The following is a 25,009-nucleotide window of genomic DNA, read 5'->3' as shown; positions in this document are numbered from 1 at the left end:
GCGACCGCAGAGCTGATCGGGGCCACGGTCGCCCTGGTGGGCCTCGGAATCCTGACCCTGTTCAGCGTGCGCAGCATCACTCGCCGGTCGGCGCCGTCGGCCACCCGCAGGTGAGGGACGCGGAACGACAGTCGTCGGGTGTTCACAGCCGGTGATCGTGGGAAACCTCGGCACAGGGGTGCCCGCCCCGAACCACTCGTGTGTAGCTTTGGGCGTCGGTCTGAGACCCTGATGCTGAGCAGTAACTTTTGGACACCGGAAGGACGGTCGTGCACATCGTCATCATGGGCTGCGGAAGAGTGGGTTCCGCTCTTGCCCAGACCCTGGAGCAACGGGGACACACGGTCGCCGTGATCGACCAGGACCCCACCGCCTTCCGCCGACTGGGCCCCGGGTTCGGTGGCCGCCGGGTCACCGGAGTCGGCTTCGACCAGGACACCCTGCGCGAGGCGGGCATTGAGGAGGCCGGCGCCTTCGCCGCCGTCTCCAGCGGCGACAACTCCAACATCATCTCCGCGCGCGTTGCCCGCGAGATGTTCGGCGTGGAGAACGTGGCCGCCCGTATCTACGACCCGCGCCGGGCCGAGGTCTACCAGCGCCTGGGCATCCCCACCGTGGCCACGGTCCGCTGGACGGCCGACCAGATGCTGCGCCGCCTGCTGCCCTCGGGCGCCGAGCCCCTGTGGCGCGACCCCACCGGCGGCGTCCAGCTCGCCGAGGTGCACGCCTCCCCGAAGTGGGTCGGCCACAAGATCAGCAAGCTGCAGGAGGAGACGGGCGTCCGCGTGGCGTTCCTGACCCGCCTGGGCGAGGCCATCCTGCCCACCTCGCAGACGGTGCTGCAGGAGGGCGACCTCGTCCACGTGATGATGCGGGCGGACGACGTCGACAAGGTCGAAGCGGCATTCGCCGCGGGCCCGGAAGAGGAGGGCGGTCACTGATGAGGGTCGCCATTGCCGGAGCCGGCGCCGTCGGCCGCTCGATCGCGGGCGAGCTGCTGGAGAACGGCCACGAGGTCCTGCTCATCGACAAGGCACCGACCGCCATCTCGGTGGAGCGGGTGCCGCAGGCGGAGTGGCTGCTGGCCGACGCCTGTGAGATCACGTCCCTGGACGAGGCGGCGCTGCAGCGCTGCAACGTGGTGATCGCCGCGACCGGCGACGACAAGGTCAACCTGGTCATCTCGCTGCTCGCGAAGACGGAGTACGGCGTTCCGCGCGTCGTCGCCCGGGTGAACAACCCCAAGAACGAGTGGCTGTTCAACGAGGCCTGGGGCGTCGACGTGGCCGTGTCCACGCCGCGTCTGATGTCCGCCCTGGTCGAGGAGGCGGTGAGCGTCGGCGACCTGGTCCGCCTGCTCCGCTTCAGCCACGGCGACGCCAACCTCGTCGAGCTGACCCTTCCGGAGGAGTCGGCCCTGGCCGGCACCCAGGTCGGCGACGTGGAGTGGCCGCAGGACACCTCGCTGGTCACGATCATCCGCGGCACCCGCGTTCTGACCCCGTCCAAGGAGGACTCCCTGGAGCCGGGCGACGAACTCCTCTTCGTGGCCGCGCAGGCCCGGGAGGAGCAGCTGGAGGAGCTGCTGTCGGTGCGGCGCGAGAGCTGAACCCACGCGGGAGCTGAACCCATGAGAAAGGGCGCCCTGGGAACCCAGGGCGCCCTTTCTCGTCGTACGACGGCCAGCTACGCGTCCCGGCGGTGCCGTCCGCCCGTGGACTCGCCGCCCTCGGCGGCCAGCGCGGCCTTGCGCTCCTGCTCGGCCTTCTCCTCCGCCTCCATCTCCGCGAACACGTCGATCGGCGCGGGCGCCTTCGCGAGGAAGACCCAGGTGAGCCAGACCGCCAGCAGGAACGGCGGGATCTTCAGGGCGACCAGCACCCAGCCGAGCTGGGCGGTGTTGGCCCACCAGTACAGCGGGAAGAGGATCGCGCACTTGCCGAGCAGGATCAGGCCCCAGGCCCAACTGGCCTTCGCATAGGCCTTCTTGCGGCCGGGATTGCGGGTGCGCCAGGAGAGGTTCTCCTTGAAGATCGGGCCGAGGATGAGACCGATCAGGGGGACACCGGCGAGGGTCGTGATGATGTAGGCCAGCGCCATGCCCAGCGTGTAGAGCATGCCGGGGAGGTAGAAGTCCTTGGCGTTGCCCGTGAACATCGCGAACAGGACGCCGAAGCCTACGCCGAAGACACCGCTGAAGGCGTGCTTGACGGTGTCCTTGAGGGCCAGCCGGACCACGACCAGCACCAGGGACAGGGCCAGCGCGGCGATCGCCGAGACGTGCAGGTCCTTGTTGACCGTGAAGATCGCGACGAAGAGGAGACCGGGCAGGACCGTCTCGACCATGCCGCGGACACCGCCGAACGCCTCGAACAGGGCGGCCTCGGTGACCGCGCGGGCATCGTCCGACTGAGTCTGTTCGGTGTCTTCGGTCCGCTTGTCGAAGGACGTCACCGGCTACTCCCGTCCGAGGGGTCGCAGTTCGTATTTCGGGTTGAACAGCACCCGGCGGCCCCGGCTCATGGAGATCCGGCCCGATGCGATCAGCTTGCGCCCCGGTTCTATGCCGACGATGGAGCGCCTGCCGAGCCACACCACGTCCAGCGCGGCCGAGCCGTCGAACAGCTCGGCCTCCAGGGCCGGGACTCCGGCGCGCGGCCGCAGGGTGACCGTGCGCAAGGTACCAGTTACGGTGACGATCTCGCGGTCCAGGCAGTCACCGATACGGGTGCATCCTGCGGTCTCGGCGTCTTCCCGCAGCTCCTCGGACTCCAGATCCTCCTGCGAGGTGGAGAGCCGGTCGAGCATCCGCCGGAACCGGCCGGCCGGCTTTTGGGAACGAGGAACAGCAGTCATATCTGAAGCGTACCGGGGCCCACCGACACCGCCGTGGCGCAGCTCACTTCTCGAACCGGTACCCCATCCCCGGCTCCGTCATGAAGTGTTTCGGGTGCGACGGGTCCGTCTCCAGCTTCCTGCGCAGCTGGGCCATGTAGACGCGCAGGTAGTTGGTCTCCGTCCCGTACGACGGCCCCCACACCTCCTGCAGCAGCTGCTTCTGGCTGACCAGGCGGCCGGTGTTGCGGACCAGCACCTCCAGCAGGTGCCACTCGGTCGGGGTGAGCCGGACGTCCTTGCCGGAGCGGTTGACCTTCTTCGCGGCAAGGTCGACGGTGAAGCCCTCGGTCTCCACGGTCGTCACGTCGTCGTCGCCCTGCCCGACCGGCTCGGCCCGGCGTACGGCGGCCCGCAGCCGGGCCAGCAGCTCGTCCATGCCGAAGGGCTTGGTGACGTAGTCGTCGGCGCCCGCGTCCAGCGCCTCGACCTTCTCGTCCGAGGAGTGGCGGGCGGACAGGACCAGGATCGGGACACGCGTCCAGCCGCGCAGCCCCTTGATCACCTCGACGCCGTCCATGTCCGGCAGGCCCAGGTCGAGGACGACCACGTCGGGGTGGCGGGAGGCGGCGAGTTCGAGGGCGGTCCTGCCGTCGGCGGCCGCGTCGACCTCGTACTTGCGCGCCTTGAGGTTGATCACGAGCGCGCGCACGATCTGCGGCTCGTCGTCGACCACGAGCACCCTCGTGGGGGTCTGGGGGGTCCCCCCAGTGGGGCTCAGCATTGGGTCTGCCTTTCTGGTTCTGTGCTGGACTCCCCGAGGGGGAGGGGCTCGGGACGCGATCGTGCCGCACGGAGGCTGAGCACCATCGTGAGCCCGCCGCCCGGCGTGTCCTCGGCGTTCAGGGTGCCGCCCATGGCCTCGGCGAAGCCGCGCGCGACCGCGAGGCCGAGGCCGACCCCGGCGCCGCGCGGGGCGTCGCCGTAGCGCTGGAAGGGCTCGAAGATACGGTCCTTCGCCTCGTCCGGAACACCGGGGCCACGGTCCACGATCCGCACCTCGACGCGGTCGACTATGGCGCTGGCGGACACCAGGACGCGCTCCCCGGGCGGGCTGTACTTGACGGCGTTCTCCACCAGGTTGGCCACCGACCGCTCCAGCAAGCCGGGGTCGACGGCGACCATGGGCAGCGTCTCGGGGATGTCCAGCTCGACGCTGTCCTCGGGTACGCCGCCCAGCGCCATCGGGACCACCTCGTCCACGTCGATCTCGCGGATGAGCGGGGTGACGGTGCCGGTCTGCAGCCGGGACATGTCGAGCAGGTTGCCCACGAGGTGGTCGAGCCGGTCGGCGCCCTCCTCGATGCCCTCCAGCAGCTCCGCCTGGTCCTCCTCGGACCAGGCCACGTCGTCGGAGCGCAGCGAGGAGACGGCGGCCTTGATCGCGGCGAGCGGGGTGCGCAGGTCGTGGCTGACGGCGGCCAGCAGGGCGGTGCGGATGCGGTTGCCCTCGGCGAGCGCCCGGGCCTGGTCGGCCTCCTCCTGAAGGCGCCGGCGGTCCAGCACCACGACGGCCTGCGCGGCGAACGCGGCGAGCACCCGGCGGTCCTCGGCGGGCAGCACCCGGCCGGTCAGGGCGAGCGCCATGTGGTCGCCGATCGGCATGTCGACGTCGGCGTCCTCGGGCCGCTCCAGGGTAGGCCCGAATCCGGCGCGGCCCGCGCAGGTCCACGGCTCGACGTCGCTCTCCCGTTCCAGCAGGGCGGCGGACTCCATGCCGAAGGTCTCGCGGACCCGCTCCAGCAGGTCCTCCAGGCCGGTCTCGCCGCGCAGCACGTTGCCGGCGAGGAAGGAGAGGATCTCGGACTCCGCGCGCAGCCGGGCGGCCTGGTGGGTGCGCCGGGCGGCGAGGTCCACCACCGAGGCGACCGACACGGCGACCCCGAAGAAGATCGCGATGGCGACGATGTTCTTGGGGTCGGCGATGGTCAGCCGGTGCAGGGGCGGGGTGTAGTAGTAGTTCAGCAACAGCGAGCCGAAGGCCGCCGAGGCCAGGGCCGGCAGCAGACCGCCGAGCAGGGCCGCGGCGACGGTGACGGCCAGGAACAGCAGCATGTCGTTGGCGAGGCCGAGGCCGACGGTGTTCAGCAGCAACGCCAGGATCGCCGGGCCGGCCAGACCCACCAGCCAGCCCGAGATGATCCGGGTCCGGCCGAGCCGGGCACCTCGGGCCACGGGCAGTCCGCGGCCCTTGGCGACCTCCCCGTGGGTGACGATGTGGACGTCCAGGTCGGGGCCGGACTCCCGGGCGACCGTGGCGCCGACGCCGGGCCCGAAGACGTACTGCCAGGCCTTGCGGCGCGAGGATCCGAGGACGATCTGGGTGGCGTTGACGCCGCGGGCGAAGTCCAGCAGCGCGGCAGGTATGTCGTCGCCGACCACGTGGTGGAAGGTGCCGCCCAGGTCCTCCACGAGGGTGCGCTGGACGGCCAGCTCCTTCGGGGAGGCCGAGGTGAGACCGTCGCTGCGGGCTATGTAGACGGCCATGACCTCGCCGCCTGCGCCCTTCTCGGCGAGCCGTGCGGCGCGCCGGATCAGGGTGCGTCCCTCGGGGCCGCCGGTCAGGCCGACCACGATCCGCTCGCGCGAACCCCAGATCTTCGAGACCCGGTGCTCGGTGCGGTACTCGGTCAGGTACTCGTCGACCCGGTCGGCGACCCACAGCAGCGCCAGCTCGCGCAGGGCGGTCAGGTTCCCGGGCCGGAAGTAGTTCGAGAGGGCCGCGTCGACCTTGTCCGGCTTGTAGATGTTGCCGTGCGCCATACGGCGGCGCAGCGCCTCCGGCGACATGTCGACCAGTTCGATCTGGTCGGCCCGCCGTACGACCTCGTCGGGCACCGTCTCCCGCTGCCGCACCCCGGTGATCGACTCGACCACGTCACCGAGGGACTCCAGGTGCTGGATGTTGACGGTCGAGATCACGTCGATCCCGGCCGCGAGCAGCTCCTCGACGTCCTGCCAGCGCTTGGCGTTGCGGGAGCCGGGGATGTTGGTGTGGGCGAGTTCGTCCACCAGGGCGACGGCTGGGGCGCGGCGCAGCACCGCGTCGGCGTCCATCTCGCCGAAGGTGGCGCCCCGGTACTCCAGCTCCCGGCGTGGAATCTCCTCCAGGCCGTGCAGCATCACCTCGGTGCGCGGCCGGGCGTAGTGCTCGACGTAGGCGACCACGCAGTCGGTGCCCCGCTCCACCCGGCGGTGCGCCTCGGACAGCATGGCGTAGGTCTTGCCCACGCCGGGTGCCGCGCCGAGGTAGATCCGAAGCTTGCCGCGTGCCATGGCCCCATTGTCTTCCGGTAACTGCTGCGTACGCAGCGTCGACCTTACGGCCAACGTTGCGGACAAACGGGACGATGGCCCGGTCAACCGGGGTCTTTGACGCAACTCTGATGGCGGCCGAGGCCCTCAGTGCTCGACGATCTCCCCGTCCCGCAGCTCCAGCACCCGGTCGGCGAGGTCGAGCAGGGTCGCGTCGTGCGTGGCGACCAGCGCGGTGGCCCCCTCGCTGCGGACGACGGCCCGCAGCAGCTCCATGACCGCGTGGCCGGTCTCGGCGTCCAGCTGGCCGGTGGGCTCGTCGGCGACGATCAGGGCGGGGCGGTTCGCGAGGGCGCGCGCGATGGCGACGCGCTGCTGCTGGCCGCCGGACAGCTCGCCCGGCCGCTGGGCCGCGTGGTCGGCGAGTCCGACGAGGGAGAGCAGCAGGTCGACGCGTTCCTCGCGCTCGCGCGGGTCGGCCCGGCGCAGCCGCAGCGGTACGCCGACGTTCTCGGCGGCGGTGAGGATCGGGATGAGCCCGAAGGACTGGAAGACGAACCCGATCCGGTCCCTGCGCAGCTCCAGCAGCCCGCCCTCGCCGAGCCCGGCCAGATCCTGCCCGTCGACCTCGACGCGCCCCCGGTCGGGGGTGTCGAGTCCGCCGACGATGTTCAGCAGGGTGGTCTTGCCGGAGCCCGAGCGCCCCTTGAGGGCGACCAGCTCGCCGCGCGGGACCTCGAAGGAGACCCCGCGCAGGGCGTGGACGGCGGCGGCGCCGTGCCCGTACGACTTGTGGACGTCCTCGACGCGCACCATGGTCTCGGTGAGCACCTGACTCACAACGCCTCCCCCGTTTCCCCCGTGTCGCCCGTGGGCCGGGCGCCAGTATCGCCGCGGGACGCCCGGCCGTTCAACGGTTCAGTTCGGGTTGTCGCCGTGGGTGAGGGTCTCCCAGGCGACGAAGAGGTTGTTGCTGCCGGCCGGGCGGTTGTTCAGGGTCAGCGCCTGGGTGTTGGTCATGGCGACGCCGAGGCGGTTGTGCAGGGCGTTGTAGCCGACCTCGGTGACCGGCCCGAGCCCGAGTTTGATGGAGCCGCCGCACAGCCAGCTGGGGACGGCCGCGCCGAGCTGGTACTTGGACTGGAAGCCGAGCGCCTGCCGCAGCCGCTCGCCGACGTCGGTGCCGTACAGGTCCTGGCCCTGGATCCGGCTGGTCTCGGCGACGTGCGAGATCGCGGAGATGCCGTACCCGGTGTGCACGAAGTCCCGGCAGGTCTCCTGGGTGAGCCCGGTGACGAAGGTGGACTGGCCCTGCCAGTAGGAGACGATCTTGGCGGTGGTGTCGAGGTTCTGGCTGGGCACGGTCTTCGGCACGGAGCCGTCGGAGGCGAGGTAGACGTACGCGGCCGTGCGGGTCCGGAACTTTGCCATGGCCGTGTCGTACGACGCCTTGTCCTCCAGGAAGACGGAGATGCCGACGGCGGCCTCCATCATCGACAGCTCCCAGTTGCCGTTGGAGTTGGAGCCCTTGATGACGACCGGCAGATAGACGTTGCGGAGCATGGTCGCGAAACGGCCCTGGTTGGCCCAGCCGCCCGGATACGTGTACTTGATGATCTCGGCGGCCTTGGGCCAGGAGGAGCCCGCCCAGCCGGTCTGCAGGGGCGCGTTGCTGTTGGTGTGACTGGTGATGGTGGCCGACCAGGCGTCCATGATCTGGATGGCCTTCTGGGCGTAGCGCGTGTCGCGGGTGACGTACCAGGCGAGCGCGTCGGTGTAGGCGGCGATCGCGTCCTCGCGCTCGTCGGTGCAGCCGTAGTTGGGGTTGGAGTAGGAGCCGCACTCCACGGTGGCCCGCGGCTTGGGCGTGCGGTTCAGGTCGGCGTACGGGCTCGCCATCATCTGGTCGTACGCGCCCTTCCAGGGCTGGGCGCCGGCCAGCACCTTGCCGCGGGCGAAATCCAGCTGGCTCTGGGAGACGGTGACTCCGGGATGGACGAAGGCGGTGGGGGCGGAGTGGGCGGCGGGTGCCGTGAGGGCGCCCAGCAGCAGGGCAGCCAGGGCAGCGAGCAGACCGGTACGGCGCATGACAAGTCCGTTCTTGTATGTGAACGTGGAGCGCCTTTGTGAACGCAGGCGTTGAGCCGAGACCGTAGGTACAGACCAATCTGCCGTCAAGGGGTCCGGCGCGCGCGCATGCGAAAGGGCCGCACCCCGTGAGGTACGGCCCTTCGTCGTCGCGTTGTCAGCGGACCTCGGTGATCTCCGGTCCGCGCTGCAGCTGGCCCATACCGCCGGAGAAGCGCGAGCCCTCCTCCTGCTGGACGCCCTCGGGAACCATCTGGGCGTCGTTCGGCAGCTTGAGGACGATCGGGTCGCGGGGCGCCATCGGGCCCTCACCGCGGACCACGACGGTGTCCCGGAAGATCTGCTCCAGCAGGCCGGCGACCTGCGGCTGCACCGCGGCCTGACCCGAGATCACACCGCGCAGGAACCAGCGCGGGCCGTCCACACCGACGAACCGCACCACCTGGAAGCCGCCGGTGCCGTCCGGCAGCTGCACCGGCACCTGGGCACGCAGCTCCCAGCCCAGCGGACCCTCGACCTCGTCGACGATGCCGCCCTGCTGGGTGATGCCGCCCGCGATCTCCTCGCGGACCTCGCCCCAGATGCCCTCGCGCTTGGGCGCGGCGAAGGCCTGGAGCTGGATGGCGCTGTCGCGCAGCACGACGGTCGCCGCGACGATCGCGTCACCGGCGACCTCGACCCGCAGCTCCATGCCGTCGACGCCCGGCACGAAAACGCCGCCGAGGTCGACGCGGCCCTCGCCCGGATCGCGCACCTCGCTGCTGTCCCACGGCCCGTCGGGCCGGGGCTCGGGCTCCAGCCGGACGCGCTCGCGCTCGGCCTCTTCCTCGTCCGCCTCGGTGTCGACGCTGTCGACGACCTGCTCGGCCTCGCCGGCCGCGTCCTCGGCGGCACCCTTCTTCTTGCGACGTCCGAACACGTCACTGTCCTTCCCGGTCGGATACGACCGAAGCGTATCGATTCCCACCCGTCCCGCCGCCCATGGCGGCCGGACCGCTTGTGCCGCTTTCGTCGCCCACCGAGGCGTGGCCACCGGTGGACCCGAAGCCCCCTTCGGCCCGCGCCGAGCCGGGAAGTTCCGCCACCTCCTGGAAGCGGACCCTCTCGACCTGCTGGACGACCAGTTGGGCAATCCGGTCGAAGCGCTCGAACCGCACTGCCTCGCGCGGGTCGAGATTCACCACGATCACCTTGATCTCCCCACGGTACCCGGCATCAACCGTCCCCGGGGCATTCACGAGGGCGACACCGCAGCGGGCGGCGAGCCCGGAACGCGGGTGCACGAAGGCCGCGTACCCCTCCGGGAGGGCGATCGACACTCCCGTGGGCAGTACGGCCCGCTCACCGGGCTTGAGTTCGCAGGCCTCGGTGGTCCGCAGATCGGCTCCGGCGTCCCCGGGGTGCTCGTACGCCGGAAGCGGTACGTCCGGGTCGACGCGGCGGATCAGCACGTTCAGGGGATCGCGGCGCAGCGGGCCGAGGGAGTACTCGAAGCTCACGGGTTCACCTCGAAGGCGCGGGCGCGGCGGATCTGGTCCGGGTCGCTCATGGCGGCCTGGATCTCCTCCTCGCGTCCGTGGTCGATGAAGTGGTCGACCTTCACCTCGATGAAAAGGGCGTCCGCACGGACGGCGACGGGCCCGTCGGGGCGGCCGATCCGGCCGGTGGCGGTGGAGTAGATCTTCCGCCCGGCCACGGCGGTGACCTCCGCCTCCAGGTACAGCGTGGTGTCCACCGGGACCGGCCGCACGAAGTCGGTCTCCAGCCGGCCGGTGACGGCGATGGTCCGCAGCAGCCAGTTCAGCGAGCCGAGGGTCTCGTCCAGGGCGCTGGCCAGCACTCCGCCGTGGGCGAGGCCCGGGGCGCCCTGGTGAGCCGGCTGGACGGTGAACTCGGCGGTCAGCGAGACACCCTCACCGGCACGCGCCTCCAGGTGCAGGCCGTGCGACTGTGCGGGACCACAGCCGAAACAGTGTTCGTAGTGGGCACCGAGAAGCTCCCCGGGTGCGGGAGCATCGGGGTGCCGTACCGGTTGCACGGCGTCGGCGGGGGGCTGAAGAGCTGCGGAACTACCACTCACAGGCGCAGACCTTACCCGCCCGCCCGTCACCCACCACCGCCCTACCCGACAGCGCTTCGCGCTGGCTGCCCCGACTCTGGCAATAACCGGACACCGTGCCAAGCTTGGCCCCATGCAGCTCTCCGCCACCCCCTACGAAGAACGCCTCACCGCCCCCCGCTCGTGGTGGCTGATCAGCTTCCTCGTGGGCGTCTCGTTCGCCCTGATCCTGCTCCCGTTCGGCACCCTGCCGCTGCTCGGCGGCCTGGTCGGCGGCACGGCCGCGGCCGCGGTGGTGGCCAGCGCCTACGGCTCCCTGCGCATCCGTGTCGTGGGTGACGCCCTGATAGCGGGCGAGGCGAAGATCCCGGTGTCGGCGCTCGGCGACTCGGAGATCCTGGACCCGGAGGAGGCCCGCGCCTGGCGCACGTACAAGGCCGACACCCGCGCGTTCCTGCTGCTGCGCGCCTACATCCCGAGGGCCCTGCGCGTGGAGGTCACGGACCCGCAGGACCCGACGCCGTACCTGTACCTGTCGACGCGCGAGCCGGAGCGGCTGGCGGCGGCCATCGAGGCGGCCAAGCAGCAGGCGAGCGACCAGGCGAAGGACCAGCAGGCTTAACCGGGTGCGGGGGACGTCAGTCCCCCCAGTCCTCGGGTGGCTCGTCCAGGTTCAGGGGCTTGGCGGGCTTCTCCAGCGGCGGCAGCTCGGGCAGCGCGTCCCAGGACACCTGGATCTTCCGCAGGTCCGTCCGGACCCGCCCGGCGAGCTTTCTGGTGTCCCGGCGGTTCATGACCGCGCCCACCGCCGCGCCCACCATGAACGGCATGAGGTTGGGCAGGTCCCGGACCATCCGCTTCATGATCTGCTGACGCAGCTCGCGTTTCATCTGGCCCCCGAGGGCCGTGTTGATCGTCGACGGCTTCATCACGTCGATCCCGCGCTCCCCCGACCAGGAGGACAGATACGCGGTACTGCGGGCCATCAGGTTCCCCGGCGGCCGCACGCCGTACACCTCGTACAGCTCGGCGATCAGCTTCAGCTCGATCGCCGCGACCCCGGTGATCTCCGCGGCCAGCTCGGTCGGCATGGCCGGCGGCACCGGCAGCATCGCCGCAGCCCCGATCCCGGCCCCGACCGTGGACGTCGCGCCGGCCGCGCCCGCCACGAGTTTGTCGGCGATCTCCTCGGGCCCGAGGCCCGGGAACTGCCTGCGCAGCGTCGCGAGGTCGCGTACGGGGACACGCGGGGCGATCTCGATGATCCGGTCCGTGATGTACGCCAGCCCCGCCCGCGCGCGGCTGCCGCCCATACGGACGCCTTCCCGGGCCAGAGCCCGGGCCCTGTCACCGATCACCGCGGCCCGTCGCCTGGCGACAGGCGCGGGCCGCCGCGCCGGCGCCGGCAGGCCTTCTGGGCCCGACGCCGGTTCGAGCGAGGCTCCCACACCGGGTGAGCCCCGCTCGTCGTCACGCGCGCCCTGCAGGCCGTCGTACGGCCCCTTGTCCGCTCCCGGCAGAGGGAAGCGGCGCTTCCGTGGAGGGGTCGAGCCAGTCACGGCCGACCCGTCCTCAGTCGCAGTCGCGGCAGATCGGCTGACCGTTCTTCTCCCGGGCCAGCTGGCTGCGGTGGTGCACCAGGAAGCAGCTCATGCACGTGAACTCGTCCTGCTGCTTGGGCAGCACACGGACGGCCAGCTCCTCGTTCGAGAGGTCGGCGCCCGGCAGCTCGAGGCCCTCTGCGGCCTCGAACTCGTCGACGTCCACTGCGGAGGTGGACTTGTCGTTCCTGCGGGCCTTCAGCTCTTCGAGACTGTCCGAGTCGACGTCGTCGTCGGTCTTGCGTGGAGTGTCGTAATCGGTTGCCATGTCGCTCTCCCCCTCTGGGTGTCTGCGGTGTCTCCAGCGCACGTAACGCGTGAGAGGCCGGACTTGTGCCCGACCTGAGGCGGAGATTTTGCCTCACATCAAGGTCTGTTACTCAATCGACACCCAACCCGACACCTCAAGAGTGATCGGCTTGGATGGCGGTGAGGACCGTACACGGTTCGAATGCCGCACCTCAAAGGCGCCTCACCGTGTACTTCCCGTGATCAAGAGCCCTGAAAACCAGGATTTTCCCGGCTTTACGACTCCTGTCATGATCACGGAGCGTACATGGCCGGAAATCCGCCCATGTGATCGATCACACAGGGTCAACCTGATCAGGTGCCCAGAAAATTCCGCGCAAAGCGAACATCCTCCGCGTGTGTCGGATCTGTGTCACAGCGGCAGGGTGACGCGCATCACCAGGCCGCCGCCCTCGCGGGGCTGCGCCGCGATGTGGCCGCCGTGCGCGCGGGCCACGGACCGGACGATGGACAGGCCGAGGCCCACACCCTTGTCGCTGCCCGTGCGCTCCGTACGGAGCCGTCTGAAGGGCTCGAAGAGGTTGTCGATCTCGTACGCCGGCACGACCGGCCCGGTGTTCGACACGGTGAGCACCGCCTGCCCGTGCTCCACCTCCGTGGTGACCTCCACCCAGCCGTTCTTGGCCACGTTGTAGCGCACGGCGTTCTGTACGAGGTTCAGCGCGATCCGCTCCAGCAGCACGCCGTTGCCCTGCACCACGGCGGGTTTGCGCTCACCGCGGATCTCGATGCCCTTGGCCTCCGCCTCGGCGTGCACCTGGTCGACGGCCTGGCCGGCCACCTCGGCCAGGTCGACCGGCTTGCGCTCGACGATCTGGTTGTCGCTGCGGGCGAGCAGCAGCAAGCCCTCCACCAGCTGCTCGCTGCGCTCGTTGGTGGCCAGCAGCGTCCTGCCGAGCTGCTGCAGCTCCACGGGGGCGTTCGGGTCGGACAGGTGCACTTCCAGGAGCGTCCGGTTGATCGCGAGCGGTGTGCGCAGCTCGTGGGAGGCGTTGCCGACGAAGCGCTGCTGGGCCGTGAAGGCGCGCTCCAGCCGCTCCAGCATGTCGTCGAAGGTGTCCGCCAGCTCCTTCAGCTCGTCGTCCGGGCCGTCCAGCTCGATCCGGCGGGACAGATCGGATCCGGCCACCTGACGGGCGGTGCGGGTGATCCGGCCGAGCGGGGACAGCACGCGGCCCGCCATCGCGTAGCCGAACGCGAAGGCGATCACGGCGAGGCCCAGCAGGGCCAGCAGCGAGCGGCTGAGCAGGTCGTCCAGGGCCGACTGGCGCCGCAGGTCGACACAGTGGCTGATCGCGTCGTTGAAGTCCTGGAGCGACAGACCGGACGTGTTCCCGGCCATGTTGATCGCGGGGCAGTAGTCGCTGGTGATCTGCAGCTTGGAGCCCTGGGAGAAGCTGACGATCCTGAACGGCGGCATGTTGCCCGTGGTGATCGCCTGCGCGGCCAGCAGGTAGATGATCGACAGCAGCAGGATGCCGGCGATCAGGAACATGCCGCCGTACAGCAGCGTGAGCCGTATCCGGATGGTCGGGCGCAGCCACGGGAAGGGGGGCTGCGGCCGCCGGGGGTCCCAGGTGGGTTTCGGGGGCGCCTGGGCGGGCGCGGGTGTCGTGGCCACGGCGGATCAGATCCGGTAGCCGGAGCCGGGCACGGTGACGATCACGGGCGGCTCGCCGAGCTTGCGGCGCAGCGTCATGACCGTGACACGGACCACGTTGGTGAACGGGTCGGTGTTCTCGTCCCAGGCCTTCTCCAGCAGCTGCTCGGCCGAGACGACCGCGCCCTCGCTGCGCATCAGCACCTCCAGGACCGCGAACTCCTTGGGTGCGAGCTGGACCTCCTTGCCGTCGCGGAAGACCTCGCGGCGGTTGGGGTCGAGCTTGATGCCGGCGCGCTCCAGAACCGGGGGCAGAGGCACGCTCGTACGGCGTCCGAGGGCGCGCACGCGCGCGATCAGCTCACTGAACGCGAACGGCTTGGGGAGATAGTCGTCGGCGCCGATCTCCAGGCCCTCGACACGGTCGCTGACGTCGCCGGACGCCGTGAGCATGAGCACGCGCGTGGGCATGCCCAGCTCCACGATCTTGCGGCAGACGTCGTCGCCGTGCACGAGCGGGAGGTCGCGGTCGAGGACGACCACGTCGTAGTCGTTGACGCCGATGCGCTCCAGGGCGGCCGCACCGTCGTACACGACGTCGACGGCCATGGCCTCCCGGCGCAGTCCGGTGGCCACCGCATCGGCGAGCAGTTGCTCGTCCTCGACGACGAGTACGCGCACGTCGCTTGTCCTTCCTGTGTCCACCCGCGTAGCACTCAGTGAGCGCACGCGGGCAGGGGTGTCCGTGGGATGTGACCTCCATCCTGCCCTTTTCGGCCATAAGTCGGCTGTAAGGCGGGGTCCGGACCGCAGGGATGCGGCTCCCGGGGCGGGAATGCGGGATTTTCTCTGGCGGTTGAGGTTTCCACGGAAGGACGTGGGGGGAGGACGGCTTTACACCCCGCGATCACGCTCTGCATGTGCCGCAACACCATGCGGTACATCACCATCCGCTTCCGCAGAGCGGGCGTGGGTGTCCGGCACCGTGGCCGCCCGGCAGGGCAGCGCTGGGCACCCGCGAGAGACGTGATCGCCCCTTCCGAACGGCACACCCCCGTGCCACCGACCCACGACCCAGGACGAGGGGGCGCAGCATGGACGCATTCACCGCAGGACTTCTGCAGCGCATAAGGGCGACCGAGTCCGACCTGTCGCGGGCTCGTGACGAGGGCGACGACTTCCTCGCCGAAGTGGAGCAGGCCGAGCTCGACGACCTGCGCCGCCTCGCCGCCGAACACGGTGTGGAAGTCGGCGCGTCACGCGTCTGATCGGCCCGCAGCACAACAGCGGAACCCCCCGGCGAATCCAGCGCCGGGGGGTTCCGTCGTTCTCGCGTCCTGCGCAGGCATCGGCCCGGTCAGTCGTGCCAGGCCCCGAAGTCCTCCAGCAGGCGCTGAAGGGGCTCGAAGACGCCCGGTGTACCCGCGACCGTCAGATCACGTGAGGGGCGTTCTCCGGCCCGTCCACCGGTCAGCGCGCCGGCCTCCCGCGCGATCAGATCCCCGGCGGCGAAGTCCCAGGCGTTGAGTCCCCGCTCGTAGTACCCGTCCAGGCGGCCGCAGGCCACGTCGCACAGGTCGACCGCGGCCGATCCGCTGCGCCGGATGTCCCGCAGCAGCGGGATCAGCCGGCCGGCCACCTCGGCCTGGTGGGCGCGGACCTCGGCGACGTAGTTGAAGCCCGTGGAGACCAGCGCCTGGTCCAGCGGGGGCGCGGGGCGGCAGGACAGCGCCCGCTCGCCCTCCCACGCACCCGTGGCCCAGGCACCGCCGCCGCGCACCGCGTGGTACGTCTCGCCGCGCATCGGTGCCGCGACGACCCCGACGACGGTCTCGCCGTCCAGCTCGGCCGCGATGGACACGGCCCAGGTCGGCAGGCCGTACAGGTAGTTCACGGTGCCGTCGAGCGGGTCGATCACCCAGCGGACGCCGCTCGTGCCCTCGGTGTCGGCGCCCTCCTCGCCGAGGAAGCCGTCGGCCGGGCGGCGGTCGGAGATCAGGCCGGTGATCAGCTTCTCCGCCGCGATGTCCATCTCGGTCACGACGTCGATCGGGCTCGACTTGGTCCTGGCCACCGCCAGGTCGGCGGGACGGCCGTCCCGCAGCAGCTCGCCGGCGCGGCGGGCGGCCTCCTGGGCCAGGTCGAGCAGTTCCCTGTGCAGGGCGTCGGTCACGGGTCTCCTCACGCGTAGGGGGTGTCTTCTGGATCAGTTCGGCGGACAGCGACGGTGCGTTGGTGGCCGCCTGAGCGGGGTCTGGTGCGTGCAGCTGCAAGGCGGAGGAGGGCGTCGACGCGATGGGGGTCCCCCCTGTTCGAGCGCAGTCGAGAACCTGGGGGAGTCGGCAACCGACGACAACGCGGCAGATGCCCGTGCCAGGCCCCGCGTCGCCGACATGATCCAGACGACACCCCCTAAGGGCTGTCGGCGCCCGCGACGGCCGGATGGGGGGCACGGCCCGGGCAGCAGCCGACCGGGCAGAGGTTGTGGCTCGCGCCGAGCGCGCCCAGGGCGCACGGCGTGACCTCCTGCCCGCGCTCCACGGCGGCCCGCTCCAGGATCAGCTCGCGGACCGCCGCGGCGAACCGCGGGTCGGCGCCCACGGTGGCCGAGCGGCGCACCGGCAGGCCCAGTTCCCCGGCCTTGGCCGTGGCCTCGGTGTCGAGGTCGTAGAGGACCTCCATGTGGTCCGAGACGAAGCCGATGGGCGCCATGACGACGGCCGGGGCGCCGGCGGCGTGCCGCTCCTCGAGGTGGTCGCAGATGTCCGGCTCCAGCCAGGGGATGTGCGGGGCGCCGGAGCGGGACTGGTAGACGAGCCGCCAGGGGTGGTCGACGCCGGTGCGCTCACGGACCGCGTCGGCGATCAGCTGGGCCACGTCCAGGTGCTGCTCGACGTACGCGCCGCCCTCGCCGTGGGCCTCGACCGGGCCGGAGGTGTCGGCAGCGGAGATCGGGATGGAGTGGGTGCTGAAGGCGATGTGGGCGCGGTCGCGGACGTCCTCGGGGAGGTCGGCCAGGGAGCGCAGCACGCCGTCGACCATGGGCTCGACGAAGCCGGGGTGGTTGAAGTAGTGCCGCAGCTTGTCGATCTTCGGCAGGTCGAGGCCCTCGGCCTGCAGGGTGGCCAGCGCGTCGGCGAGGTTCTCGCGGTACTGGCGGCAGCCCGAGTAGGAGGCGTAGGCGCTGGTGGCGAGCACCAGGATGCGGCGCCGGCCGTCGGCGACCATCTCGCGCAGGGTGTCCGTCAGGTACGGCGCCCAGTTGCGGTTGCCCCAGTAGACCGGCAGGTCCAGGCCGTGCTCGGCGAAGTCCTTGTGCAGGGCGTCCAGCAGGGCGCGGTTCTGGTCGTTGATCGGGCTGACCCCGCCGAACAGGAAGTAGTGCTGCCCGACTTCCTTGAGCCGTTCCTTGGGGATGCCACGCCCACGCGTGACGTTCTCCAGGAACGGGACCACGTCGTCGGGGCCTTCGGGGCCGCCGAACGAGAGCAGGAGCAGGGCGTCGTACGGGGTGGCATCGAGCGCGTCTGGCATGGGTCGATCCTGCCACCCGGCTCTGACGGCCGGGCAACAGCGGGGTGAAGAGTCGAGTTCAAGCCGGTTTAGTCCGGTATTTCCGGCCGTCATCCCTGGTGCAATTAGGGTCACCTAACTCGTAAGCTGTATCAGCCGCATTAGCGCCTTACCGATGCCCCGGAGACCACGTGCCCAGCCCCTACCGCGCCCTGTTCGCCGAGCCCGGCACCAAGAGCTTCTCCGCCGCCGGCTTCGTCGGCCGGATGCCCCTGTCGATGATGGGCATCGGCGTGGTCACGATGGTCTCCCAGCTCACCGGGCGCTACGGCCTCGCGGGCGCGCTGTCGGCCACCATCGCCCTGTCCGCCGCCGCGGTCGGGCCGCAGATATCCCGGCTGGTGGACCGGCACGGCCAGCGCCGGGTACTGCGCCCCGCGACCCTGATGGCGCTCCTGGCGGCCGCCGGGCTGCTGCTCACCGCGCATCTCGGGTGGCCGGACTGGGTGCTGTTCGTCTGCGCGGCCGGCATCGGCACGGTGCCGAGCCTGGGCGCGATGATCCGGGCCCGCTGGGCGGCCCTGTACCGGGGCACGCCGAAGCTGCACACCGCCTACTCGTTCGAGTCGGTGGTGGACGAGGTGTGCTTCATCTTCGGGCCGATCATCTCCATCGGCCTGTCCACGGCCTGGTTCCCGGAGGCGGGCCCCCTGCTGGCGGGCTGCTTCCTGGCCGTCGGCGTCTTCTGGCTGACCGCCCAGCGCGCCACCGAGCCGGAGCCGCACCCGCGCGAGCGGCACGACGGCGGCAGCGCGCTGCGCTCGGCCGGGCTCCAGGTCCTGGTGGCGACCTTCGTGGCCACGGGGACGATCTTCGGGGCGGTCGACGTGGTCACCGTCGCCTTCGCCGACGAGCACGGCCACAAGGCGGCCGCGAGCGTGGTGCTGGCGCTGTACGCGGCCGGTTCCTGTGTCGCGGGTGCCGTCTTCGGGCTGCTGCGCCTCTCGGGAGTCCCGGAACGTCGCTGGTTGCTGGGCGTGGGGGCGATGGCCGTGAGTATGATCCCCCTCCTACTGGTCGGAAACTTGCCGCTTCTGGCCGTGGCGCTGTTCGTTGCGGGGCTGTCCATCGCACCGACGATGATCACGACGATGTCCCTCATCGAAGAGCACGTACCTCGCGCGAAGCTGACCGAGGGCATGACCTGGGTGAGCACCGGCCTCGCGGTCGGTGTCGCGCTCGGCTCCTCCGTGGCCGGCTGGGTGATCGACGCAGCCGGCGCGCGTGCCGGGTACGGGGTTCCGGTCGTGTCCGGAGCCGTCGCGGTCGCGGTCGGTTTCCTCGGGTACCGCCGGCTTCGCAGGCCGGCCGCGGGTCGGGGAGGCACCGTTGAGCACCACAGCGAGCGCGAAGAACGGCACCTGGCGTAACTGGGGTGGCAATGTCGCCGCCCGCCCCGCCCGGCAGGTCGAGCCGGCCTCGGTGGAGGAACTGGCCGCGGCCGTGCGCAGGGCGGCCGAGGACGGCCTGAAGGTGAAGGCCGTCGGCACCGGGCACTCCTTCACGTCCATCGCCGCCACCGACGGTGTGTTGATCCGCCCTCAGCTGTTGACCGGCATTCGCAACATTGACCGGGACGCCATGACCGTCACGGTCGAGGCGGGCACCCCGCTCAAGAGACTCAACGCGGTCCTGGCGCGCGAGGGCCTGTCGCTCACCAACATGGGCGACATCATGGAGCAGACCGTCTCCGGAGCCACCAGCACCGGCACCCACGGCACGGGCCGCGAGTCGGCCTCCATCGCCGCCCAGATCAAGGCGCTCGAACTCGTCACTGCGGACGGGTCGGTGCTCAGTTGCTCGGAGAAGGGGACCGAAGAAGAACGCGCGGTTTTCGCGGCCGCCCGGATAGGTCTCGGCGCGCTCGGCATCGTCACCGCGATCACCTTCGCCGTGGAGCCGCTCTTCCTGCTCACCGCGCGCGAGGAGCCGATGCCCTTCGAGCAGGTGCTGGCCGAGTTCGACCAACTGTGGGCCGAGAACGAGCACTTCGAGTTCTACTGGTTCCCGCACACCGGCAACACCAACACCAAGCGGAACAACCGCAGCGCGGGCCCCGAGCAGCCCGTGGGGCAGCTGGCCGGGTGGTTCGAGGACGAGTTCCTCTCCAACGGCGTCTTCCAGGTGGCCCAGTGGGCCGGCCGCGCCGCCCCCGCGACCATTCCTGCGATCGCGCGGATCTCCAGCAAGGCGCTGTCCGCGCGGACGTACACCGACATCCCCTACAAGGTCTTCACCTCTCCGCGCCGCGTGCGCTTCGTGGAGATGGAGTACGCCGTCCCGCGCGCGGCCCTGACCGACACGCTGCGCGAACTGAAGGCCATGGTCGACCGCTCCGGTCTGCGCGTCAGCTTCCCGGTCGAGGTGCGCACCGCCCCGGCCGACGACATCACCCTGTCCACTGCCTCCGGCCGGGACAGCGCGTACATCGCCGTCCACATGTTCCGGGGCACGCCGTACCAGGCCTACTTCACCGCCGCCGAGCGCATCTTCACGGCGCACGAGGGCCGGCCGCACTGGGGCAAGGTGCACACGCGGGACGCGGAGTACTTCGCCGAGGTGTACCCGCGCTTCGGCGAGTTCACCGCGTTGCGGGACCGGCTCGACCCGGAACGGCTGTTCCAGAACGACTACTTGCGGAGGGTTCTGGGGGCGTAGGCGTCGCCGTGGGTCGCAGCGCCGCCGCCATCGACACCCGTCGACGGCACGTCCGAATAGGACGAGTGGATCGAAGGGGCCGAAGGGGCCGTGCGCTCACCGGACTTCGGGGAGTACGGACGAAACCATTCGTTCCGTTTCTGGGGATTGCGTGAAGTTCGCCACGTTCATGATCGGCAAAACGGGTTGCGTACGGCCAAGTCGCAGCCCTTACGAGAAGTTGGGCGGCGCGCCAATCCACGCACGTGGTCCAAATGGAGTACTGTTGCGAGCCCTGGGTCCGGTCTCCCACCAGGGTGTCCGCGGCCTTGCAGGAACCGCCGGGAGGGGGCTTGTTGCACAGGGTGATGGAGTTCGTCACTTAGCGTTGCGAATAGGTAACCGTGCCATAACGGCGACCCAGGGCCCGTGCCCGACACGCCGGGCAACTCGGCAAGGTTGTGGCAGGCTGCACCCGGGCAGGCCACACTCGACTAGCGGAAGCAGCGACGCACGTGACGTCGGCAGGCACCACCCGGGAGGTCCCCATGCCCGAACTGCGTGTCGTGGCCGTCTCGAATGACGGCACACGGCTGGTGCTCAAGGCTGCCGACTCTACGGAGTACACGCTTCCGATCGACGAACGGCTGCGCGCCGCCGTGCGCGGCGACCGGCCACGCCTCGGTCAGATCGAGATCGAGGTGGAGAGCCATCTCCGCCCCCGCGACATCCAGGCCCGTATACGTGCGGGTGCCACCGCGGAAGAGGTGGCGCAGCTCGCCGGCATTCCCGTCGACCGGGTGCGGCGCTTCGAGGGTCCGGTACTGGCCGAGCGCGCCTTCATGGCCGAGCGGGCCCGCAAGACCCCGGTCCGCCGCCCCGGCGAGAACTCCGGCCCGCTGCTCGGCGAGGCCGTCCAGGAGCGGCTGCTGCTGCGCGGTGCCGAGAAGGACACCGTGCAGTGGGACTCCTGGCGCCGCGACGACGGCACCTGGGAGGTCCTCCTCGTCTACCGGGTCGCGGGCGAACCGCACTCGGCGAGCTGGACCTACGACCCGCCCAGGCGGCTCGTCCAGGCCGTGGACGACGAGGCGCGCTCGCTGATCGGCGAGTCCGACGACCTCGCCGTACCGGAGCCGAGCTTCCCGTTCGTCCCGCGCATCGCCAGGCTGCCGCGCGAGCGTTCGATGGACCGTGCCCTCGACCGGGGCGACCGGGAGCGGCCGAGCCTGCCCGCCCAGTCGTCCGAACCCGCCGAGGAGAGCACGGGCGAACGCGACTCGCTCACCAGCCTGTTGGAGGCGGTGCCGAGCTTCCGGGGCGACCTGGTGGTCCCGGAACGGCCCACGGAGTCCCCGGAGGAGCCCGCCGAGGAACCCGTGACCGAGGAACCCCCGGCGCCCGCCGCCTCGGCCGGCTCCGCCTACGCGGACGTCCTCATGCCCCGCTCGGTGGGCAGCCACCGAGACCGGCTCATCGGCGCCACCGACCGCCAGGCCGAGGCCGACGGCGTCCGCCCCGGCCGCCGCGCCGCGGTACCGAGCTGGGACGAGATCGTGTTCGGGACCCGGCGCAAGAAACAGGAGTAAACCGGCCGTACGGCCGTATGAAGTGGGGGCACGCGTGCGTGCCCCCACTTTTTCCGTCGCCTACTGCGGGTCCGGCCCCACCGCGACCGGACGGGACGGGTCCGAGGACCACTCCGACCAGGAGCCGACGTACAGCGCCGCCGGAATGTCAGCGACCGCGAGGGCCAGCACCTCGTGCGCGCCCGAGACGCCCGAGCCGCAGTAGACGCCCACCGGCGCCTCCTGGGACACGCCCAGGGCCTTGAAGCGGTCCCGCAGGTCCGCCGCGGGCAGGAAACGGCCGTCCGGGCCCACGTTCTCGTTCGTCGGCGCCGACACCGCGCCCGGGATGTGCCCGCCGACCCGGTCGATCGGCTCCACCTCGCCGCGGTACCGCTCCCCCGCGCGCGCGTCGAGCAACACGCCCGAGCGGGCCAGGGCGGCGGCCCCGTCCGCGTCGAGCAACCCGGCCGCGTCGGGCGCCGGTTCGAAGTCACCCTCCGCCGGGTCGGGCACGTCCGTCGACAGCTGCCCCTGCCAGGCCGGCAACCCGCCGTCGAGAACCCGCACGTCCGGGTGGCCCGTCCAGCGCAGCAGCCACCACGCGCGCGCCGCTGCCCAGCCCTGTCCGCCGTCGTAGACGACGACCGGACGGCCGGCCGACACGCCGGCGCGGCGCATGGCCGCGCCGAACTCCTCGAGGTCGGGCAGCGGATGGCGACCGTGCTCGCCGGGGGCCGAGGCCAGTTCCCGGTCCAGGTCGACGAAGACCGCGCCGGGGAGGTGCCCGGCCGTGTACTCGGCCCGGCCGTCGAACGCGGGGGCGCCCGCCGCCTTGGCCATGGTCAGCTGCCAGCGGACGTCCAGCAGGACGGGCGGGCGCCCCCCGGCCAGGCCGGCGGCGAGTTCGGTTGCGGTGATGATGGCTGTCATGGGGTCCATCCTTACGTCAGGGGTGGCCGAGGCGTCCAGGTCCGGCTACTCTGCTCCGCCGGGCAGGCTCGATCACGAGGCGTACGGGATCGGGCACACGCTGTACAGCTGACGGACACCCGTCGGCCACCGTCAGGAAGCGTCCCAAGGCGGCAGATCGGACATCCTCCCAGGGGTACCGCCCGGGCGTCGGCGCACGGTGTGCGGCACGCCGGAGGATGCGGGTACCGGCACGGGCGTGCACGCGCCAGCGGCACACCCCTTCCGGGGAGCGGAAGCGACACGGCCACCGCGAGGGGCCGGGGAGAGAGTGATCGATGACCGAGGCACGGGAGTCGGCCGGTCCGCACGCGCGGCGCACGCCGGGTACGCCCTGCTGGGTGAGCCTGATGGTGCACGGGCTGGCCACGACCGAGGAGTTCTACGGGGAGCTGTTCGGCTGGGAGTTCCGGCCGGGCCCGCAGCAGCTCGGCCCCTACGTGCGGGCGTTGCTGGACGGGCACGAGGTGGCGGGCATCGGCCAGCTGCCGCCGGACCGCCGGCTGCCGGTCGCCTGGACTCCCTACCTCGCCTCGGACGACGTGGACCAGACGGCCGACCAGGTGCGGCTGTGCGGCGGCACCGTGGCCGTCGGACCGCTGGACGCGGCCGAGGCCGGGCGGATGGCCATCGCGGCCGACCCCACCGGCGCGGTGTTCGGGATCTGGCAGGCGGCCGCCCACTTCGGCACGTCGCTCAGCGACGTCCCCGGTACCCCCGCCTGGAACGAGCTGCTCACCTTCGAGACGGAGAGCGTCAGCAAGTTCTACGAGGTGGTGTTCGGGTACGAGGAGGAGCCGGTGTTGTCGGCCGGCTTCGACTACCTGACCCTGCGCATCGGGGGGCGTCCGGTGGCCGGCATCCACGGCGTCGGCCACGGACTGCCCCGGGACCGGGGACCACACTGGCTGACGTACTTCGAGGTCGCGGACGCCGACGCGACGCTGCGGCAGGTCGCCGAGCTGGGCGGCCGGGTGCTCAGGCCGGCCCATGACAGCGAGCACGGGCGGGTCGCCACGGTGGCGGATCCGGAGGGAGCGGTCTTCTCGGTGGTCCAGGGCCCGCGCTGAGCCGGACCGCGTTCCCTGCCGCTCCCACTACTCGCCGCCCGAGGCCGCCTTTGCTCCGCTGCCGTCCCAGCGGACGACCGCTCGATCGGCTTTAGGGGACATCCGCCAGCTCGGGCTCGGCGGTGGCCGAGCTCAGCGGGATCGGGGTGAACATCGCCGGCTCGTCCTCCGGGAAGAGCGCGGTCGGGCCGTAGAGCCAGTCGACGAAGGAGTAGTCGTAGGTGTCGCGCGCCCGCAGCAGCACGTTGCGCTGCTCGCGTGCGACGCCGTCGAGGTGCCACAGCTCGCCCCAGGCGCGGGAGGTCGTGGTCACGCGGCGGGTGTGCCGGGTGCGCACGGCCTCGTACGCCGCGAGCGCCGCCGGCCAGTCGACCGCGCCGTCCTCGCCCCGGTTGCGGGCAACGTGCTCGCCGAGTACCCATCCGTCCTCGATCGCCATGATCGCGCCCTGGGCGATGTACTGCAGTGGCGGGTGCGCCGAGTCGCCCAGCAGCGCGATACGGCCGGTCACCCAGGTGGGGATCGGGTCGCGGTCGTACATCCGCCACCACTTGTCCCGCCACATGTACGGCAGGCCCTCGCGCACGAAGTCGCAGGTCTGCGCGAAGGCCTCGTCGAGCTCGTCGGGGGTGCCCCAGTCCTCGTGGCCCGCGAGTGCCTTGGGCGACTCGAAGACCGCGACCTGGTTGAGCAGTTCGCCGCCGCGCAGGCCGTAGTGGACGAAGTGGCACTGGGGGCCGACGTGCACCACGACCTCGGAGAAGTCGGCCGCATCGGCGCGCGACTCGGTCTCGGGCACCGTGCCACGGTAGGCGACGTACGCCGAGCTCACCGGACGGTCTTCGGAGAGCAGTCGGCGCGCCACCGAGTGCAGGCCGTCGGCGGCAATGACGACCTCGGCCTGCTCGGTGTGGCCGTCGGCGAAGCTCACCCGGGCGCCGTCGGCCGTGTTCTCGTAGCCGACGGCCTTCTGGGAGGTGACGAGGTCGACGCCTGCGCGCCGACAGGCACGTAGGAAGAGGCCGTGCAGGTCGCTGCGGTGGATGACGAGGTAGGGGAAGCCGTAGCGCCGCTCCAGGTCGCGCAGGTCGAGGCGGGTGAGCTGGGTGCCGTCCACGGCGTCGCGCATGACCATCGAGTCGGGGACGACGCCGAGGCGCTTGGCTTCGTCGAGGAGGCCGAAGTCGTCAAGGATGCGGCTGCAGTTGGGGGCGAGCTGGATGCCGGCGCCGACCTCGCCGAAGGCGGGCGCCTGCTCGAGGACGCGCACGGCCAGGCCCTGTCGGGTCAGCGACAGCGCGGCCGCGAGGCCGCCGATGCCGCCGCCGACGACGAGGACGTCGGGGGTCTGCTGGTTCATCGGGTGTTCCTTCCGTTCCTTC

General features: G+C 71.1%; 25 protein-coding genes. 8 read left to right on the top strand and 17 right to left on the bottom strand.

Annotated features, from left to right (window positions below):
• Positions 1–269 precede the first annotated feature (269 nt).
• Positions 270–941, top strand: a complete 672-nt coding sequence (locus ACFY3C_RS38075) for a potassium channel family protein (protein WP_386575848.1) — start codon at positions 270–272, stop codon at positions 939–941.
• Entirely contained in the window at positions 941–1,609 is a 669-nt protein-coding gene (locus ACFY3C_RS38070; RefSeq protein ID WP_389169742.1) for a potassium channel family protein, read from the top strand. Before ACFY3C_RS38075 ends, ACFY3C_RS38070 begins: the two co-directional genes overlap by 1 nt.
• A 77-nt stretch (positions 1,610–1,686) precedes the next feature.
• Here the strand turns inward: ACFY3C_RS38070 and ACFY3C_RS38065 are convergent, their stop codons facing one another.
• The 9 genes from ACFY3C_RS38065 to ACFY3C_RS38025 form a co-directional block, all read right to left on the bottom strand.
• The gene (locus tag ACFY3C_RS38065; RefSeq protein WP_390774079.1) at positions 1,687–2,454 is read right to left on the bottom strand and encodes a DUF3159 domain-containing protein; all 768 of its coding nucleotides are present in this window, start codon (positions 2,452–2,454) and stop codon (positions 1,687–1,689) included.
• Positions 2,455–2,457: 3 nt separating this feature from the next.
• Positions 2,458–2,856 carry an OB-fold nucleic acid binding domain-containing protein gene (locus ACFY3C_RS38060; RefSeq protein WP_390774078.1) on the bottom strand — a complete coding sequence of 133 codons (399 nt, stop codon included), beginning with the start codon at positions 2,854–2,856 and terminating at the stop codon, positions 2,458–2,460.
• Positions 2,857–2,899: 43 nt separating this feature from the next.
• Positions 2,900–3,619 (bottom strand): response regulator, encoded by a 720-nt coding sequence (locus ACFY3C_RS38055; RefSeq protein WP_390774077.1) that lies wholly within the window; start codon positions 3,617–3,619, stop codon positions 2,900–2,902.
• Positions 3,613–6,171 carry an ATP-binding protein gene (locus tag ACFY3C_RS38050; protein ID WP_390774076.1) on the bottom strand — a complete coding sequence of 853 codons (2,559 nt, stop codon included), beginning with the start codon at positions 6,169–6,171 and terminating at the stop codon, positions 3,613–3,615. Before ACFY3C_RS38050 ends, ACFY3C_RS38055 begins: the two co-directional genes overlap by 7 nt.
• A 126-nt stretch (positions 6,172–6,297) precedes the next feature.
• Positions 6,298–6,990, bottom strand: a complete 693-nt coding sequence (locus ACFY3C_RS38045; protein WP_386575854.1) for an ABC transporter ATP-binding protein — start codon at positions 6,988–6,990, stop codon at positions 6,298–6,300.
• Positions 6,991–7,068: 78 nt separating this feature from the next.
• A complete protein-coding gene (locus tag ACFY3C_RS38040) occupies positions 7,069–8,238 on the bottom strand; it encodes an alginate lyase family protein (protein WP_390774075.1) in 1,170 nt (389 codons plus the stop codon).
• 157 nt (positions 8,239–8,395) lie between these two features.
• The gene (locus ACFY3C_RS38035) at positions 8,396–9,157 is read right to left on the bottom strand and encodes a DUF3710 domain-containing protein (protein ID WP_386575855.1); all 762 of its coding nucleotides are present in this window, start codon (positions 9,155–9,157) and stop codon (positions 8,396–8,398) included.
• Position 9,158: 1 nt separating this feature from the next.
• Positions 9,159–9,710, bottom strand: a complete 552-nt coding sequence (gene dut, locus ACFY3C_RS38030; protein WP_386575952.1) for a dUTP diphosphatase — start codon at positions 9,708–9,710, stop codon at positions 9,159–9,161.
• A 23-nt stretch (positions 9,711–9,733) separates the two neighbouring features.
• Positions 9,734–10,318, bottom strand: a complete 585-nt coding sequence (locus tag ACFY3C_RS38025) for a PaaI family thioesterase (protein WP_386575856.1) — start codon at positions 10,316–10,318, stop codon at positions 9,734–9,736.
• 112 nt (positions 10,319–10,430) lie between these two features.
• Here ACFY3C_RS38025 and ACFY3C_RS38020 point away from each other — a divergent pair, with 112 nt between their 5' ends.
• Positions 10,431–10,919 (top strand): DUF3093 domain-containing protein, encoded by a 489-nt coding sequence (locus ACFY3C_RS38020; protein ID WP_390774074.1) that lies wholly within the window; start codon positions 10,431–10,433, stop codon positions 10,917–10,919.
• Between the two features lie 16 nt (positions 10,920–10,935).
• Here the strand turns inward: ACFY3C_RS38020 and ACFY3C_RS38015 are convergent, their stop codons facing one another.
• The 4 genes from ACFY3C_RS38015 to ACFY3C_RS38000 form a co-directional block, all read right to left on the bottom strand.
• On the bottom strand, positions 10,936–11,856 hold the full coding sequence (locus ACFY3C_RS38015) for a hypothetical protein (protein ID WP_390774073.1): 921 nt from the start codon (positions 11,854–11,856) through the stop codon (positions 10,936–10,938).
• A 13-nt stretch (positions 11,857–11,869) separates the two neighbouring features.
• Positions 11,870–12,166, bottom strand: coding sequence for a DUF4193 domain-containing protein (locus ACFY3C_RS38010; protein WP_005481602.1), 297 nt, complete (start codon positions 12,164–12,166; stop codon positions 11,870–11,872).
• A gap of 393 nt (positions 12,167–12,559) precedes the next feature.
• Positions 12,560–13,828 carry a sensor histidine kinase gene (locus ACFY3C_RS38005; protein WP_386575860.1) on the bottom strand — a complete coding sequence of 423 codons (1,269 nt, stop codon included), beginning with the start codon at positions 13,826–13,828 and terminating at the stop codon, positions 12,560–12,562.
• Between the two features lie 6 nt (positions 13,829–13,834).
• Entirely contained in the window at positions 13,835–14,488 is a 654-nt protein-coding gene (locus ACFY3C_RS38000) for a response regulator transcription factor (RefSeq protein WP_003993508.1), read from the bottom strand.
• Positions 14,489–14,901: 413 nt separating this feature from the next.
• On the opposite strand from ACFY3C_RS38000, the gene ACFY3C_RS37995 reads away from it, so the two are divergent.
• The gene (locus tag ACFY3C_RS37995) at positions 14,902–15,075 is read left to right on the top strand and encodes a hypothetical protein (protein ID WP_186581674.1); all 174 of its coding nucleotides are present in this window, start codon (positions 14,902–14,904) and stop codon (positions 15,073–15,075) included.
• 89 nt (positions 15,076–15,164) lie between these two features.
• Here ACFY3C_RS37995 and ACFY3C_RS37990 read toward each other — a convergent pair whose 3' ends face one another.
• Positions 15,165–15,980: an inositol monophosphatase family protein gene (locus ACFY3C_RS37990; RefSeq protein ID WP_386575861.1), complete on the bottom strand. Its 816-nt coding sequence runs from the start codon at positions 15,978–15,980 to the stop codon at positions 15,165–15,167.
• Positions 15,981–16,219: 239 nt separating this feature from the next.
• Positions 16,220–17,341 (bottom strand): ferrochelatase, encoded by a 1,122-nt coding sequence (locus ACFY3C_RS37985; protein WP_390774072.1) that lies wholly within the window; start codon positions 17,339–17,341, stop codon positions 16,220–16,222.
• Between the two features lie 170 nt (positions 17,342–17,511).
• On the opposite strand from ACFY3C_RS37985, the gene ACFY3C_RS37980 reads away from it, so the two are divergent.
• The 3 genes from ACFY3C_RS37980 to sepH all read left to right on the top strand — a co-directional run bounded on the left by ACFY3C_RS37980 (position 17,512) and on the right by sepH (position 21,606).
• Positions 17,512–18,750 (top strand): MFS transporter, encoded by a 1,239-nt coding sequence (locus ACFY3C_RS37980; protein ID WP_390774071.1) that lies wholly within the window; start codon positions 17,512–17,514, stop codon positions 18,748–18,750.
• A complete protein-coding gene (locus ACFY3C_RS37975; protein ID WP_390774070.1) occupies positions 18,710–20,038 on the top strand; it encodes a D-arabinono-1,4-lactone oxidase in 1,329 nt (442 codons plus the stop codon). Before ACFY3C_RS37980 ends, ACFY3C_RS37975 begins: the two co-directional genes overlap by 41 nt.
• A 527-nt stretch (positions 20,039–20,565) precedes the next feature.
• Entirely contained in the window at positions 20,566–21,606 is a 1,041-nt protein-coding gene (gene sepH / locus ACFY3C_RS37970; protein ID WP_386575867.1) for a septation protein SepH, read from the top strand.
• Between the two features lie 60 nt (positions 21,607–21,666).
• Here the strand turns inward: sepH and ACFY3C_RS37965 are convergent, their stop codons facing one another.
• A complete protein-coding gene (locus ACFY3C_RS37965; protein ID WP_386575868.1) occupies positions 21,667–22,518 on the bottom strand; it encodes a sulfurtransferase in 852 nt (283 codons plus the stop codon).
• Between the two features lie 317 nt (positions 22,519–22,835).
• Between ACFY3C_RS37965 and ACFY3C_RS37960 the strand changes: the two genes are divergently transcribed.
• Positions 22,836–23,627 (top strand): VOC family protein, encoded by a 792-nt coding sequence (locus ACFY3C_RS37960; RefSeq protein ID WP_390774069.1) that lies wholly within the window; start codon positions 22,836–22,838, stop codon positions 23,625–23,627.
• Positions 23,628–23,718: 91 nt separating this feature from the next.
• Here the strand turns inward: ACFY3C_RS37960 and ACFY3C_RS37955 are convergent, their stop codons facing one another.
• Positions 23,719–24,987, bottom strand: coding sequence for an FAD-dependent monooxygenase (locus tag ACFY3C_RS37955; protein WP_390774068.1), 1,269 nt, complete (start codon positions 24,985–24,987; stop codon positions 23,719–23,721).
• Between the last annotated feature and the right edge of the window lie 22 nt (positions 24,988–25,009).

It is taken from the genome of Streptomyces sp. NPDC001410, from assembly GCF_042895235.1.
Lineage (GTDB): Bacteria > Actinomycetota > Actinomycetes > Streptomycetales > Streptomycetaceae > Streptomyces.
The sequence above is the reverse complement of the archived record's forward strand: the minus strand, read 5'-3'. Positions and strand labels throughout refer to the sequence as shown.